The 12977-nt window shown below is 69.9% G+C and carries 16 protein-coding genes; 3 read left to right on the top strand and 13 right to left on the bottom strand.

Translation table 11 applies throughout. The features are described from left to right. Nucleotides 1-13: 13 nt before the first annotated feature. The 4 genes from ACQEV8_RS20105 to ACQEV8_RS20120 form a co-directional block, all read right to left on the bottom strand. Entirely contained in the window at nucleotides 14-2203 is a 2190-nt protein-coding gene (locus ACQEV8_RS20105) for a phosphotransferase family protein (protein WP_432962116.1), read from the bottom strand. A gap of 232 nt (nucleotides 2204-2435) precedes the next feature. Then, nucleotides 2436-3335, bottom strand: a complete 900-nt coding sequence (locus tag ACQEV8_RS20110; protein WP_432962118.1) for a winged helix-turn-helix domain-containing protein — start codon at nucleotides 3333-3335, stop codon at nucleotides 2436-2438. A 202-nt stretch (nucleotides 3336-3537) separates the two neighbouring features. Next, nucleotides 3538-4332 (bottom strand): HAD family hydrolase, encoded by a 795-nt coding sequence (locus tag ACQEV8_RS20115; protein ID WP_432962121.1) that lies wholly within the window; start codon nucleotides 4330-4332, stop codon nucleotides 3538-3540. Further along, nucleotides 4281-5162: a GntR family transcriptional regulator gene (locus ACQEV8_RS20120; RefSeq protein WP_432972839.1), complete on the bottom strand. Its 882-nt coding sequence runs from the start codon at nucleotides 5160-5162 to the stop codon at nucleotides 4281-4283. The genes ACQEV8_RS20115 and ACQEV8_RS20120 overlap by 52 nt, the downstream gene beginning before the upstream one ends. Before the next feature lie 168 nt (nucleotides 5163-5330). Between ACQEV8_RS20120 and ACQEV8_RS20125 the strand changes: the two genes are divergently transcribed. After that, a complete protein-coding gene (locus tag ACQEV8_RS20125) occupies nucleotides 5331-5519 on the top strand; it encodes a hypothetical protein (RefSeq protein ID WP_432962123.1) in 189 nt (62 codons plus the stop codon). Here the strand turns inward: ACQEV8_RS20125 and ACQEV8_RS20130 are convergent. From ACQEV8_RS20130 to ACQEV8_RS20140, 3 genes are all read right to left on the bottom strand, one after another. Then, the gene (locus tag ACQEV8_RS20130; RefSeq protein ID WP_432962126.1) at nucleotides 5514-6425 is read right to left on the bottom strand and encodes a FadR/GntR family transcriptional regulator; all 912 of its coding nucleotides are present in this window, start codon (nucleotides 6423-6425) and stop codon (nucleotides 5514-5516) included. The genes ACQEV8_RS20125 and ACQEV8_RS20130 overlap by 6 nt on opposite strands. Nucleotides 6426-6661: 236 nt before the next feature. Beyond that, complete coding sequence (locus ACQEV8_RS20135; RefSeq protein WP_432962129.1) at nucleotides 6662-7915, bottom strand: GNAT family N-acetyltransferase; 1254 nt, start codon at nucleotides 7913-7915, stop codon at nucleotides 6662-6664. A 77-nt stretch (nucleotides 7916-7992) separates the two neighbouring features. Next, nucleotides 7993-8625, bottom strand: coding sequence for an RsiG family protein (locus tag ACQEV8_RS20140; RefSeq protein WP_432962131.1), 633 nt, complete (start codon nucleotides 8623-8625; stop codon nucleotides 7993-7995). A 212-nt stretch (nucleotides 8626-8837) separates the two neighbouring features. Between ACQEV8_RS20140 and dtd the strand changes: the two genes are divergently transcribed. Beyond that, on the top strand, nucleotides 8838-9263 hold the full coding sequence (gene dtd, locus ACQEV8_RS20145; RefSeq protein ID WP_030242984.1) for a D-aminoacyl-tRNA deacylase: 426 nt from the start codon (nucleotides 8838-8840) through the stop codon (nucleotides 9261-9263). 52 nt (nucleotides 9264-9315) lie between these two features. Here dtd and ACQEV8_RS20150 read toward each other — a convergent pair whose 3' ends face one another. Genes ACQEV8_RS20150 through ACQEV8_RS20160 form a run of 3 tightly spaced genes read right to left on the bottom strand, consistent with a single transcriptional unit; the run spans nucleotide 9316 to nucleotide 11320 of the window. Next, complete coding sequence (locus ACQEV8_RS20150) at nucleotides 9316-10281, bottom strand: YgfZ/GcvT domain-containing protein (protein ID WP_432962134.1); 966 nt, start codon at nucleotides 10279-10281, stop codon at nucleotides 9316-9318. Between the two features lie 10 nt (nucleotides 10282-10291). Further along, the gene (locus ACQEV8_RS20155) at nucleotides 10292-10729 is read right to left on the bottom strand and encodes a Fur family transcriptional regulator (protein WP_432962137.1); all 438 of its coding nucleotides are present in this window, start codon (nucleotides 10727-10729) and stop codon (nucleotides 10292-10294) included. Between the two features lie 15 nt (nucleotides 10730-10744). Beyond that, nucleotides 10745-11320, bottom strand: coding sequence for an FABP family protein (locus ACQEV8_RS20160; protein WP_432962140.1), 576 nt, complete (start codon nucleotides 11318-11320; stop codon nucleotides 10745-10747). Between the two features lie 216 nt (nucleotides 11321-11536). Between ACQEV8_RS20160 and ACQEV8_RS20165 the strand changes: the two genes are divergently transcribed. After that, on the top strand, nucleotides 11537-11899 hold the full coding sequence (locus ACQEV8_RS20165) for a DsrE family protein (RefSeq protein ID WP_432962142.1): 363 nt from the start codon (nucleotides 11537-11539) through the stop codon (nucleotides 11897-11899). On the opposite strand, the gene ACQEV8_RS20170 is transcribed toward ACQEV8_RS20165, so the two are convergent. The 3 genes from ACQEV8_RS20170 to ACQEV8_RS20180 all read right to left on the bottom strand — a co-directional run bounded on the left by ACQEV8_RS20170 (nucleotide 11893) and on the right by ACQEV8_RS20180 (nucleotide 12942). Beyond that, nucleotides 11893-12288, bottom strand: a complete 396-nt coding sequence (locus ACQEV8_RS20170) for a VOC family protein (protein WP_432962144.1) — start codon at nucleotides 12286-12288, stop codon at nucleotides 11893-11895. The genes ACQEV8_RS20165 and ACQEV8_RS20170 overlap by 7 nt on opposite strands. Before the next feature lie 20 nt (nucleotides 12289-12308). Continuing rightward, nucleotides 12309-12569: a DUF3099 domain-containing protein gene (locus ACQEV8_RS20175; protein ID WP_432962146.1), complete on the bottom strand. Its 261-nt coding sequence runs from the start codon at nucleotides 12567-12569 to the stop codon at nucleotides 12309-12311. A gap of 85 nt (nucleotides 12570-12654) precedes the next feature. Continuing rightward, a complete protein-coding gene (locus tag ACQEV8_RS20180) occupies nucleotides 12655-12942 on the bottom strand; it encodes a DUF1416 domain-containing protein (RefSeq protein ID WP_003991226.1) in 288 nt (95 codons plus the stop codon). Nucleotides 12943-12977: the final 35 nt, after the last annotated feature.

Raw genomic sequence — 12977 nt, forward strand, 5'->3', positions numbered from 1 at the left:
GCAGGGGCCGTGGCTAGGCCAGGGCGCGGGCGAGATACGGGTTCGCCGTGGACCTGACCGGGAGGCCGAGCGAGCCCGTGGCGACCGCCAGCGTCACCGCGTAGGAGTCCACCGCCCGCCGCACGTTCGGGGCGTCCAGGCTCGCGCCGGTCACGATGCGGTCCAGATCGACGTACGCGGACCGCACGATCTCCAGCCAGCGGTACACCCGCCAGTCCTCGCGCCAGTCGCGGGTGTACTCGGCGGGCAGCCGCCGCTCCCAGCGGCGGAACATGCGGTCCCGGATCTCCGGCCGGGTCGGCGTGAGGTGCATGTGCCGGACGAGGTCGTAGAGGGGATCGCCGACCACGGCCATCTCCCAGTCGATGATGGTCAGCGCCAAGTCGTCGTCGCGCCGTACGAGGTTCCAGGGATTCAGGTCCCCGTGCAGCAGGGCGGGCTCCCGCCGGCTCACCTCGTGCCGGGAGAGGATCAGCCGCAACCGGTCCGCGTCGGGCAGCCCGAGATGCCGGGCCAGCTGCTGCGACTCCTTCGGCAGATCCCGCACCAGGGAGATGAGCTGGTCCCGCAGCCAGTGGTGGAAGGCGCCCTCACCGGCGGTCGGATCGACCTGCTTGTACCGCACCCGCGTCAGGGCGCACAGCTGGTCCACCAGGCCGTCCGCCTCGTGCGGCAGCAGTCCGTGGACGGGGTGATGGGGTGGCCGGTCGACGTCACGCGGTCCGACATAGGTGTGGATGGCGATGGTGTCGCTCTGGAAGCTCTCGCCCAGCGCGAGCACTCTCGGCGCCGCCACCTCGATGGACGACTCCTCGATGGCGCGCAGCACCGTGTGCTCGCTGAGGAAGCCACGTTCCCGGCGGCACACCTCGGGCAGCTTCCGCCGTACGACCACGGGGGAGTCGACGCCCGGCACCGAGACCACCGTGTTCAGGTGCGCGGTCCCCTTGAAGACCCGGCCCGCAGGGGCGGCGCCCTCTGCCAGCAAGGCCTCCCGGACCGCGGCGGACGGGAAGTCGGGGCGCTCCGGAACACGCCGGTCGGGCCGCCACTCGAACGCCTTCGCGATCCAGGCCCGGCCGCTGATGTCCCCGTTCATGCGCGACACCAGCCAGCGGAACAGGGCCCGCCTGATCTCGCCCTCACCCGGCACGCTCCCGAGCCGGAGCGGCTCCGCCGCCGCGTCGAGGGCCCGGCGCACCTCGGTCGTCGCCTCGTCCAGGCTCGTCTGCGTGAACGACTCCTCGAGGGACCGGGCGGCTCGCATGACGTCGGGGAAGGCCGATTGGGCCCGCTCGAACGCCAGGTAGTGCCGCAGATCCTTGGCCAGTCCGTTGACGGCGGCCGGCCGGACCTCCTGCATGGCCTCGGCCCACGCGTCGACCACCTCGGCCCACTGGTGGGCCGGGTACCGCATGCGGACAAGGTGCGTGGCGAGGTCGTGCAGCGGGTCGCCGTAGGTCGCCAGCTCCCAGTCCACACAGATGAGGGGCGGGTCGCCCGCGTAGGACACGATCACGTTGTCCCGGTGCAGATCGGCGTGGAGCAGGCTGTACGGCCGCCGGGCCATGGCGGGGACCCGCCCGGCCAGCCCGGCGAGAGCGTCCTCCGGGATGCCCAGCGCCGCGAACAGCCCACCGAAGGAGGACCAGTTGGGCCGCCTGATCTGCCGGTCGGCCAGCTGGACCAGCGTCTGGAGGAATCCCTGGCTGTCCATGTCGTTGCGGGGCCAGGCGGACGGCAGGGCGGGCAGTGCCCCACGGCGCACCTGGGCCATCTGGGCGAGCAGACCGGCCAGCGCCTTGATGAGCAGGGTGTCGACGGGTTTGCCGTTGTCGCAGACGCTGGAGAGCGGTACGCCCTCCACAAAGCTGTGGATCGCGAAATCGCTCCGCTTGACCAGGCATTGCGGCGCATGCGGCAGGATCCCCCGGACGGCCTCGAGGATCTCCGCCTCGTTGTGCCAGGTTCGGATGACCACGGGCAGCGCGTCCGGTCGCCGGACACGGACGGTCACGGACGTCCCGGCCTCACGTCCGACCAGCCGGGCCATGTCCTCCGTCAACGGCAGGACGAAATTCTGGTTGTGATGGCCGCTGCTCGCCTGGCCCAGCTCGGCGGCAAGCCTGACGAAGGCCCGGTAGGCGGCGTCGTGCGAGGCGCGCTCCCCGAGGAAGGGACGGGGAAGAGGAGGTGCGCCCACTGGCCGCTCCGGAAGTGCGAGAAGGGGAGAACGGTATGGCAAACGGTAAGTTCGCGGCCGGTGCCGCGCATGGCAGGTGAGCCATTGAGGGTGGATTTGCCACCCGTCTGCATGAGACGGCGTGAACTCGTTCTATGGTGGCCGGTTGCCCTTCGGATACGAACGAGGACTGGCGTTTGACTCAATCGGTGCGCGGTGCGGGAATGCTACACCCGGCGGCCCCCATGGCCCCTCACGCCTCCCCGGCGCTTTTCGTCCCCTCCGGTCGCTCGGCCAGCAGGTCCCAGACGGAGTCGTACCACCTGCGCATGGTGTCCACGAAGATGGTCCCGGCCGAGTCGGGGTCACCGTCCTGCACGTGGTGCGTCAGCGTGGCGCCGAGGCCCAGGACGTCGAGCGCCCGCACCTGGTCCCCGCTCTCCAGGACCAGGGCCCGTTCGACGACCCGGTACAGCCCGTGCAGCACCTCGGCTTCGTTGATCACGTAGAGCTTGAAGGTCGGTGTGAGGGGCGCGTGCCGGATCTCGAGGTCGACGGACGGCACCAGCTTCTCCGCCCGCAGCCCCTCCAGCACCTGGTGCAGGGACTCCGTGCTCCGCCTGGTGATGGTGCGGAAGCGGTCCCGCAGACGGGGGGCGTCCTCGTCGTTCACGGCCCGGGGGTAGGGCAGCTCCAGCGACTCGGACGGCAGGAGCATGCGCAGGGCGATGCGCTCGGGCGCGATGACACCGGCGCGGATCCGTTCGTCCTGACGGCGGATGTGGACGTCCAGCGATTCCGACGTCAACGTGTAGACGTCCAGGGTGACTTCCCGCTGCTCGAACGCCTCGCTGATCAGCGGGTCCAGTGTCATCGGCCGCCGGGACCGGGTGGCCCTGGCCGTCTCGGACTGGATGCGCTGGTTCTTGATGACCCGGGCCCTGGTCCCCTGCCGGTTCTCGATCCAGCTCTCGTTGCCCAGTTCCTGGATGACCCGCTGCACGGTGTCCCTGGAGACCCCGAACTCCTCCGCCAGCTCGCGCTGAGAGGGCAGCAGAGCCCCGCGCGGATACGTCCCGTCCGCCATCCGCGTCCGCAGTTCTTCCGCCACATGCCGGAACGCCTTGCCGTCACCACTCCGCCTGGCAGTCACACGACGTACGTACCGCCGACAGCCGACAAGCAAACAGGTCTGGTTCAGGCAAGCAGTCCGTCCAACTTGCCGGTTAAGGGATCAAGTTGACCGGGCATGCCTGACATGAGCAGGCAACCAGGCAAGTGGCTGACAAGTTGCCTGACCCACAGGCCAGGACGGGAGGCGAGCCGTGACGGTCCAGTCGCGTCCGGGAGCCGGCCTAAGCCCGCAACAGCGCCAGCAGCGGTTCCAGGGACGTCAGGACCGCGTCGGCCCCGGCCGCCTTCAGGAGCTTGGCCTTGCGTTCGTTGCGCGCGAAGCCCAGGAACGGCACCCCGGCTCGTGCCGCCGCCTCGTGGTCGGAGGGCGTGTCGCCGATCATCAGAGCGTCGGACGGAGCGGCGCCGATCGCGCTCAGCGCCCGGTTGAGGCAGTGCGGGTCGGGCTTCAGCAGGTGGAGTTCCTGGGTGCGGCCGTAGATGTGAGGCTGGAAGCAGGGGACGAGACCGCGACCCGTGAGGTACTCGCCGACCACGAGCGGGGAGTTGTTGGTGGTGATCGCCAGCCGCGCCCCCACCGCGGTCCAGGTGCGGATCAGCGGATCCGCGTACGCGGTCGGCATCGCCGAAGACGCGGCCATCCGCTCCTCCTGGGTGAGACGTGCCTCCAGATCGGCGACGAGATCGCTGCCGGGGTGCCGGCGGTCCACGGCGCGCAGCACCACATGCGGGTCGAGGGACTCCCGCTCGCTCTCCGTCAGCAGCCCGTGCAGTCCCCGGCCCTCCAGCCAGGACACCAGGTCACTCGCCACCCGTTCCGCCGAGTGGTTGGCGAACAGACGGCAGATGGGCCCGTCGAAGTCCCACAGCACGACGCGGGCGCGTCTGATCAGATTCCGGAGTTCGTGCGAATCGCTTTCCGTCTGGACTTTCACCGCACCAGTCTGCGTCGTATCAGAAGTCACTAGGAGAGTGTCAGGTCCGTCGTGATGGTTTCCCAGAGGGCGTCGAACCACTTCTGGGATTCCTGGACGAACGCCGCGTCCCGCTGGCCCGCTCGTTTCAGGAAGGAGAAGAGGAGGGACTGGGAGCCGAGGACGTCGTACATGTCCAGGGTCTGGCTCCCCCACTCCTCCTCTCGCCTGGTCAGCATGTAGTAGCCGATCAGCGCCTCCTCCTGGTTGAGGAGGTACAGCTTCACCGGCGGGGTGAAGGGCAGCGCGCGGAACGTGACGTGCACGTCGATGCCGTGCGTGGCGCGCAGGGCCAGGAAGTTGTGCTGGAGGACCTGCCCCTGGGCGTTGCGCATGGACAGCCAGCGCTGGTGGACCGGGTTGTCGTCGCCGTGGGCCTCCACGGGGACGGGGAAGGCCAGCTCGATGTCCCGGGAGGGGACGAGGATGCGGACGTCGATGGACTCGGGGTGGATACGGCCCTCGTGGATCAGGCGGAGTGGTTCGCCGATGGCGACCATCAGTGTCTCCGCCGTGTGGCAGACCACGTCCACACGGACGCGGCGTGCCGAGAACGCCTCCGTGAGGCGGGGCGCCAGACCGACCATCGTCGGCTGGGGCTCGCCCCGGACCGGAGCGGGCGCGGCGATCCGCGGGGGGCTGCCCTTGCTGACGTTGGTGAGGAGACCGTCCTCCTGGAGTGCCCGCAGGGCCTGGCGGACGGCGCCGCGTTCCACGCCGAACTCCTCCGCGAGGTCGGCCTGGGTGGGCAGGCGGTCCCCAGGCTTGAGCTCACCCGTGCGGATGCGTTCCCGCAGGCTGTCGGCGATCTCCTGGGGCGAGAGCCTTCTGCTGCCGTTCACTGCCACGTTCTCCGCCACGTCCTCCGCCATGTCCGCCTGGATCACGACCAAACGCTACAACTCTGATCCATCTGGCGGGAGTTGTTTGAAAGTTGTTTATGAGTAGGGGCCAAGTGGGGACAACTTAATCAGAGTTGGTTGCCAACTTACCTGAGTTGGCGGAAGTTTTGCCTCCGAACTTCCGAAGGGGGAAGACCAATGCCCGCCCTCACTCTCCTCGCCGCCATCGCAGTCGTCGCCTTCGAGCAGTTCATCCAGTGGAAGTACGGCCCGGCCGGCATCGTCGGCCTGCTCCTTCTCACCGTGGGGCTCAAGGCCAACAACTCGGCGGTCAGCTCCACGGGAGCCGTCGTGATCGCGCTGCTGGTCCTGCGGACCACCCTATGAGCCCGTGAGCACCAGCTCCGAACTGATCGTCTCCCACAGTGCGTTGAACCACAGGTGCGACTGCTCGACGAAGGTCGTGTCACGCAGGCCCGGTCCCTGCCGGAAGGAGAACAGCATCGACTGGGTGCCCCGCGCGTCGAACATCTCCCTCTGCTCATCGTCGATCTCGGCCTCCCGGCGCGTCAGCGTGTAGTACGCGAACAACGCCTCCGAGCCGTTGAGCAGGTACAGCTTCATCGGCGGGGTGAAGGGCAGCGCCCGGAACGTGACGTGCACATCGATGCCGTGCGTGGCGCGCAGGGCCAGCAGATTGTGCTGGAGGACCTGCCCCTGGGCGTTGCGCATCGCCAGCCACCGCTCGTGCACCCAGTCGTCGCCGCGCCCCCCGACCGGCACCGGGAAGGCGAGGTCGATGTCCCGGCTGGGCAGCAGGACCCGGACGTCGACCTTGGCCGGATTCAGCCGTCCGGCATGGATCTGCCGCAGCGCTTCGCCGATCGCCAGCGTGAGGGAGATGGAGGTCAGGCACACGGCGTCGATCTCGACGTGCTCCGCCGCGAACGCCGTCGCGATCCGGGGCGCGAGGCCCACGGTCGTGGGCACGGGCGGGGCCTGCGGGCCGGTCAGCGCCCTGGCGACGTCGGAGGCCACGGTCGCCGGGCTCCCCTTGGACACATTGGTGAGCAGCTGCTCGGACTGCAGGGTGCGCAGCGCCTGGCGCACGGCACCGCGCTCGACGCCGAACTCGTCGGCGAGCTGCGCCTGCGTCGGCATGCGCTCACCGGACCGCAGCGCCCCTGACCTGATCCGGGCGCGCAGTTCGTCGGCCACCTCTTCATGTGTTCTCTGTGGCCGTTGCGACCTCTTCCGTCCATTGACGGAGGTGTGTTCCGGGTCCACAACCAAACAGTACAACTTCTCGCCATCTTTCGGCAGTTCAGCGCTGGGTGGTTATGAGACGCTTCCAAGCGGCTATAAGTACAGTGAAGTTGGTCGCCAACTTATGCCATCCACTCTCCACCTACGGGCCTCCCTTCCGGAGGGGAGCCGGGAGCCCGGCAGGTGAGCACCACCGCACAACAACCACAACCGAACAGCTCGCTACGGATGCGGGTCCCTGTACGTCGGCAGAAGGGAGCGGCTCAGAACATGTCCGGGCACCACGGCCGCCTGGACGTACGCAGCAGGGCGTCGGCCTTCCGGGCGGCGCCCGCTCGTTCTTCCCGCACCCGCCCCAGCGCCGCGAGACGCACCGCCGACTCGTCCCCCAGCCACAGTGCCCCCAACTCGCCGGTCTCCAGGACGAGTTCCGCGCTCTCGGTGGTGGGCTTGCAGGACGCCCCCGCGGCGGAGGCCTCCAGTCGGTACCGTCCGCCGGTCAGCCCGTCCACACCGGCGACCTCCAGCACCAGCGACCCCTCCCCCTCGTACGTGCGCGCCTCCAGCGCCCGGACGACGTCCAGGATCCGCACCCACAGGAAGTCCGCCAGCGACGTGATCCTGGCGGCCCGCGGATCCGGCAGGAAGTGCGGGAGCAGGTCGTCGGGCGCCCGCCAGCCGCTCTTCACCCGCACGACCCAGTCGATGGAGCAGAGGTACTGCCACAGGGCGCGCTCCGCGGCCGGTGTCACCCCGGTCAGCCACTTCACGGTCGCCGTGTTCAACGGCTGCTTGGCCTCGCCCCAGTTGTCGTCCACCTCATAGGCGGCCATGCCCTCGACCTCGCCGGACGCCGAGCGGTACACGGCGAAGAAGGGCGTCTTCCACGCCGGATCGAACCGCACGGCGCCGGTGTTCAGCTTCCACCACAGCTCGTCGCGGTCGATGGCACCGGGCTGGGTACGCAGCAGCCGCTCGTGCAGTTCTGGGCCCAGCTTGCGGATGTCTTCGCCGTCCACCAGGTCGATACGGCCGCCGTCCGCCGGACCCGCCCAGCGGGCGTCGAGACCGGCGCGCGGCACATCGACCGTCCACTCGGACATCCAGGTCGCCGGCCCGAAGCCGTACCGGCCGTAGATCGGGTACTCGGCGGCGATCAGCGTCGCGACGACGTCCCCGCGGTCCTTCGCGGCCGCCAGGTCCCGCGCCATCATCCGGCTGAGCAGCCCGCGGCGGCGGTGGGTGGCGGTGACGGTGACACCCGTGACGGCGTCGGCCGGGACGCTCGCGCCGCCCACGACCGTGAGCTTCTGGTCGAAGGACCGGAAGGTCGCCACGCACCGGTCGTCGTCGAAGGCGCCGAGGAAGCGCCCCGGGACGAAGTTCCGGCGACGGCCCTCGATCTCCTCCGCGGAGACGACAGGCCCCCGCAGGAAGCCGGTGTGCACGGCACGCAGCCACTCGGCGTGTTCGGCTTCGGCGATGGGGCGTATGTCGATGTCGGCTTCGCGGGTCATGGGCTCACGCTAGGCGGAGGGCCGGTCGCTGTCGCGCGGATTTCCGGGCGCCGGCCCTCCCCCTGTCCGGGAGCTGCTCAGACGAGCAGGTCGTCGACCTGTGCCTCTCCTTCGCGGTACCGGCGGGCGATCTCCGCGCTGCACTCGTCGGCCGCGCGCTGGAGCCGCTGGCGCCGCCGGGAGACCTGCTGCTCGTAGCGCACGAGCCGCCCCATCGCCGTGTTCAGCTCCAGGTCCGTCCGCGCGCCCAGGTCGGACAGCTCGACCTCGCCGAGCATCTCCGCGGCCAGCCGCCGGGACTCCTCGCCCTGCGGGGTGGAGAGCGTCACATGGCGGGCGGAGGAACGGTGCCGGGCCGGGGCGTCCCGCAGGATCTCCGCCAGCCGCTCGACGACGGACACCTCCGCGGGTGCGGCGACGGCGGCCCCGTCCGCCGGTGCACGCCGTGCCAGCTCCGCGCGCAGGATGTCGATCCGCCCCTGGAGCAGCCGCCGTACATAGCTGAGGTCGGCCTCGTCGCGCTGGGCCTCGCGGCGCACTGTGCGCAGCTCCGGCAGGCTCAGCGCGGTCTGATCGGGCTCGGGAGCGTCCGAGGGCAGCCGCGGGCTGTCCGTGCGCTGTGTGGGCGGCCGGTGGTACTCCGTCGCGCCGATCCCCGTGTACGTCGACCAGACAGCCCCCGACTGCTGCCCGGTGCTTGATGTGCTCATGTGCCTCAACCGTCCCCTCGACCGGTGTGTGCATGCATCGTGCCACCCCAAGTGGCCGCTATGGGAACGAGTGCCCCCGATAGACCCCAGATGGGCGGTTAAGCAGCAAAATACGGTTGAGCGCGGTCCGTTGGCGCCCGGCGCAAACCACCCGTTCGTGCCATGCGCACACCACCTGCGGCGTGACGTTCACCGCCCTGCATGATGGACGTATGCGAGCAGTGGTGCAGAGGGTGGACGGCGCGAGCGTCGTCGTGGACGGCGAGACCGTGGGCGCGATCGAGGGTGAAGGGCTGTGCGTCCTGGTCGGCGTCACGCACGAGGACACCAAGGAGAAGGCGGCCCAGCTGGCCCGCAAACTGTGGTCGATCCGCATGCTGCACGACGAGAAGTCGTGCAGCGACATCGACGCCCCGCTCCTGGTGATCAGCCAGTTCACCCTGTACGGCGACGCCCGCAAAGGCCGTCGCCCCACCTGGAACGCCGCCGCCCCCGGCGATGTCGCCGAGCCGCTCGTCGACGAGGTGGTGGCCCAGCTGCGCTCCCTCGGCGCGACGGTGGCGACGGGCCGCTTCGGGGCGGCGATGCGTGTATCACTGACGAACGACGGCCCGTTCACCGTGCAGATCGAAATCTGACCCGAAAGGTCTACAAGTCGTACGGCACGACGACGACTTACGGCACGAAGACCTACGGCTCGACGACGACTTCCTGGGCCGCGGCCGTGTCACCGGCCACCAGCCGGGCGTCCACGGCCACGTTCCGCTTCACCAGCGCGAGGGCGACCGGCCCGAGCTCGTGGTGGCGTGCGGAGGTCGTGATGAAACCGATCTTCCGGCCGTCGGGCCCGTCGTCCGCGAGCCGGACCTCCGTCCCGGCCACCGGCAGATGGACCTCGCTGCCGTCCAGGTGCAGGAAGACCATCCGGCGCGGCGGCTTGCCCAGGTTCTGCACGCGGGCGACCGTCTCCTGCCCCCGGTAGCAGCCCTTCTGCAGATGCACCGCCGAGCCGATCCAGCCCAGCTCGTGCGGGATGGTGCGGTGGTCCGTCTCGAACCCGAGCCGGGGCCGGTGCTGCTCCACCCGCAGCGCCTCGTAGGCCAGGATCCCGGCCGGCGGCCCGGCCTGCCCGGCGAACGCCTCCAGGCCGGCGCGCGGCAGGAACAGGTCCCGGCCGTGCGGCGTCTCCCGTACGACGGCGCCCTGCGGCACCTCGGCGATGGAGCCGGCCGGCAGGTGCACCACCGCGGTGTCGGCCGTGCGGTCGGCGACCTCGACCCGGTAGAAGAACTTCATCGACTCCAGGTACGCGATCAGCGCCTCCTGGGTGCCCGGCTCCACATGGGCCCAGACCGTCCCGCCGTCGTCGACGAGATACAGGGCGTGCTCGATGTGGCCGTTCGCGGAGAGGACCAGCGCCTCGGTGGCCCGGCCCACGGGGAGGTCGCTCATGTGCTGGGTGAGCAGCAGGTGCAGCCAGGCCAGCCGGTCCTCGCCGGTGACGGCGACGACGCCCCGGTGGGAGAGGTCCACGAAACCGGTGCCGTCGGCGAGGGCACGCTGCTCGCGGAACAGATCGCCGTAGTGGGCGGCGACGCCTTCGTCCGCGCCCTCGGCGGGGACGGCGCCGGGCAGGATCAGCAGGGGGCTCTTCATATACGTAAGCCTACGACTCGGTAGTTGAAGCCCTGAGAGTGCAGTCCCGGCACCGGCCGAAGATCGCGAAGTGCTTCATGTCGGTGTCGAAGCCGAACGTCTGCCGCAGCTTGTCGGTGAACTCGGCAGCCACGGAGACATCCGCCTCGATGACGTTCTGGCAGTCACGGCAGACCAGGTGGAGGTGGTGGTGCCGGTCCGCCAGGTGGTACGTCGGCGCCCCGTGTCCCAGATGGGCGTGGCTGACCAGCCCGAGCTCCTCCAGGAGCTCCAGCGTCCGGTAGACGGTGGAGACGTTGACCCCCGACGCCGTCTTCCGCACTTCGACGAGGATGTCGTCGGGGGTCGCGTGCTCCAGGGTGTCCACGGCTTCGAGCACGAGTTGCCGCTGCGGGGTCAGCCGGTAGCCGCGCTGCCGCAGATCGCTCTTCCAGTCGGTGCTCACCACACCTCGAGTCTAGAACTACTTGAAGAAGGCGATGCCGTCGTCCGGCATGTCGTCGGGGAGGGCCTTGGCCCAGCGCTCGACCTCTTCCGGGGTGACGACCTTCTTCAGATGGGCGGACATGTAGGGGCGCAGCTCGACCTCGGGGGTCTGCTTCTCGCCGACCCACATCAGGTCGCTCTTGACGTAGCCGTAGAGCCGCTTGCCGCCGGTGTACGGCTGGGAGGCGGCCGTGCGGGCCACGGCGTCGGTGACCAGGTCGATCTGGGGCTTCTGGTCGGCCAGCTCGCCGTACCAGATCTCGATGACGCCGTCGTCGCGGGTCATCGTCACCTCGACCTTGCGGGCGGTGTCGACGCGCCAGAAGCCGTGCTCGGACTCCAGGGGACGGACCTTGTTGCCGTCGTTGTCCAGCACCCAGGAGTGCGAGTGGTACTCCAGGAAGTCCCGGCCGTCGTGGGTGAAGGTGACCTCCTGCCCGAAGTTGCACTTCTCGGAGCCGGGGAAGTCGTGCACACCGGCACCCGCCCAGTCGCCGAGCAGGAAGGCGAGCGGGACGAGGTCCTTGTGAAGGTCGGACGGGATCTCGATCATGGGAACTTCCTAGACGGGGGTCAGCGCTGGCCCTGGTACAGCTTCTTCACGGTCAGTCCGGCGAAGGCCAGGACGCCGACGGCGACCAGGACCAACAGAATTTCGAAGAAGATCTCCACGGGGTGCTCCTTGAGCGGGGTGCGAAGGGTGCGCGGGGCCGGGTGCCAGCTTACGCGGGCGCCTTCGGCACTTCGATTCCGGACTACGCTTCCGGCTATGGCGAAGAAGCTGGTGATCAAGGTGACGGCGGGGGCCGACGCCCCCGAGCGGTGCTCGCAGGCGTTCACGGTGGCGGCGGTCGCCGTCGCCAGCGGCGTCGAGGTCTCCCTGTGGCTGACCGGCGAGTCCGCCTGGTTCGCCCTGCCCGGCCGCGCCGCCGGCTTCGACCTCCCGCACGCGGCCCCGCTGCCCGACCTGCTCGACTCGGTCCTCGCGGCCGGCCGCGTCACCCTGTGCACGCAGTGCGCGGCCCGCCGCGAGATCACGGAGAAGGACGTCATCGAGGGTGTCCGCATCGCGGGCGCCCAGGTCTTCGTCCAGGAGGCCATGGCGGACGGGACGCAGGCGCTCGTCTACTGAGCCGCCTCCGCGGCGTCCGTCGCCTCCGTGTGGAGGCAGAACGGGTGGCCCGCCGGGTCCAGCAGCACCCGGACCCCGGCCTGCGGCTGGAACCCGGCGAGCCGCGCACCCTCGGCGACGGCCCGCGCGCTCTCCCGCTCCAGGTCGTCGACCTCGATGTCGAGGTGGATCATCATCTGCTGCCGGTCCGGAGCGGTCGGCCAGACGGGCGGCCGGTAGCCGGGCTCGGTCTGGAAGGACAGTCCCGTACCGCCGTCCGGCGGCCGGATGTGCACCCAGTCCTGCCAGTCCTCCCCGCGCCACACCCGCCAGCCGGGCAGCAGCCGCAGGTAGAAGGCGGCCAGCTCACGGGCGTTCGGCGCGTCGAGTGTCGCCGCCGTCAGGCGCACGGACCCTCCCCCTGGTCGAATCAGCTTCGGCGCTTCTTGCCGTCCAGCTCGTCCCACCACTCGTCGGACTTCGGATCCCCGGACGGGTCGTCCCACCAGCGGTCGTCGGGGCCCCGGCGGTTCGCGACCATCGCGGCGACGGGCGGGATGACCATGGCCACGACGCACATGCCGACCGCCACCGGAATGGACCAGAGGCGTACGACGCCCCAGGCCAGGACGAAGAGGGCGATGCAGCCGCCCATCATCAGGAAGTACGTGCGCCGCCGTCGTGCGTACATACATCCAGCGTAGATCCGGGCAGCCCGAAGGGCCGCACCCCAGGCGTCCAACCCAGAGGGTGCGGCCCTTGAGGACCTGTCGCCGTCAGACGGCGATCGCGACCTCCGCCAGTCCGCCCTGCTGGGCGACGACCGTGCGGTCGGCGGTGGCGCCGGGCACGAGGGCACGAACGGTCCAGGTGCCCTCGGCCGCGTAGAAGCGGAACTGTCCGGTCGCCGAGGTCGGCACCTCGGCCGTGAACTCGCCGGTCGAGTCCAGCAGACGGACGTAGCCCACCACGGGCTCGCCGTCCTTGGTCACCTGACCCTGGATCGTGGTCTCACCGGGCTTGATCGTCGAGGCGTCGGGGCCGCCGGCCTTCGCTCCACACATGTCGTTCTCCTGAAGGGGGTGATGAGAGGTCGGTC

It is taken from the genome of Streptomyces sp. CA-179760, from assembly GCF_050937045.1.
Lineage (GTDB): Bacteria > Actinomycetota > Actinomycetes > Streptomycetales > Streptomycetaceae > Streptomyces.

Coding starts and splice junctions, on each gene's coding strand:
- dtd (WP_030242984.1), top strand. CDS start 8,838: ATGCGAGCAGTGGTGCAGAGGGTGGACGGCGCGAGCGTCGTCGTGGAC.
- ACQEV8_RS20120 (WP_432972839.1), bottom strand. CDS start 5,162: ATGGCGGAGGACGTGGCGGAGAACGTGGCAGTGAACGGCAGCAGAAGG.
- ACQEV8_RS20165 (WP_432962142.1), top strand. CDS start 11,537: ATGGCGAAGAAGCTGGTGATCAAGGTGACGGCGGGGGCCGACGCCCCC.
- ACQEV8_RS20150 (WP_432962134.1), bottom strand. CDS start 10,281: ATGAAGAGCCCCCTGCTGATCCTGCCCGGCGCCGTCCCCGCCGAGGGC.
- ACQEV8_RS20180 (WP_003991226.1), bottom strand. CDS start 12,942: ATGTGTGGAGCGAAGGCCGGCGGCCCCGACGCCTCGACGATCAAGCCC.
- ACQEV8_RS20140 (WP_432962131.1), bottom strand. CDS start 8,625: ATGAGCACATCAAGCACCGGGCAGCAGTCGGGGGCTGTCTGGTCGACG.
- ACQEV8_RS20175 (WP_432962146.1), bottom strand. CDS start 12,569: ATGTACGCACGACGGCGGCGCACGTACTTCCTGATGATGGGCGGCTGC.
- ACQEV8_RS20135 (WP_432962129.1), bottom strand. CDS start 7,915: ATGACCCGCGAAGCCGACATCGACATACGCCCCATCGCCGAAGCCGAA.
- ACQEV8_RS20125 (WP_432962123.1), top strand. CDS start 5,331: ATGCCCGCCCTCACTCTCCTCGCCGCCATCGCAGTCGTCGCCTTCGAG.
- ACQEV8_RS20160 (WP_432962140.1), bottom strand. CDS start 11,320: ATGATCGAGATCCCGTCCGACCTTCACAAGGACCTCGTCCCGCTCGCC.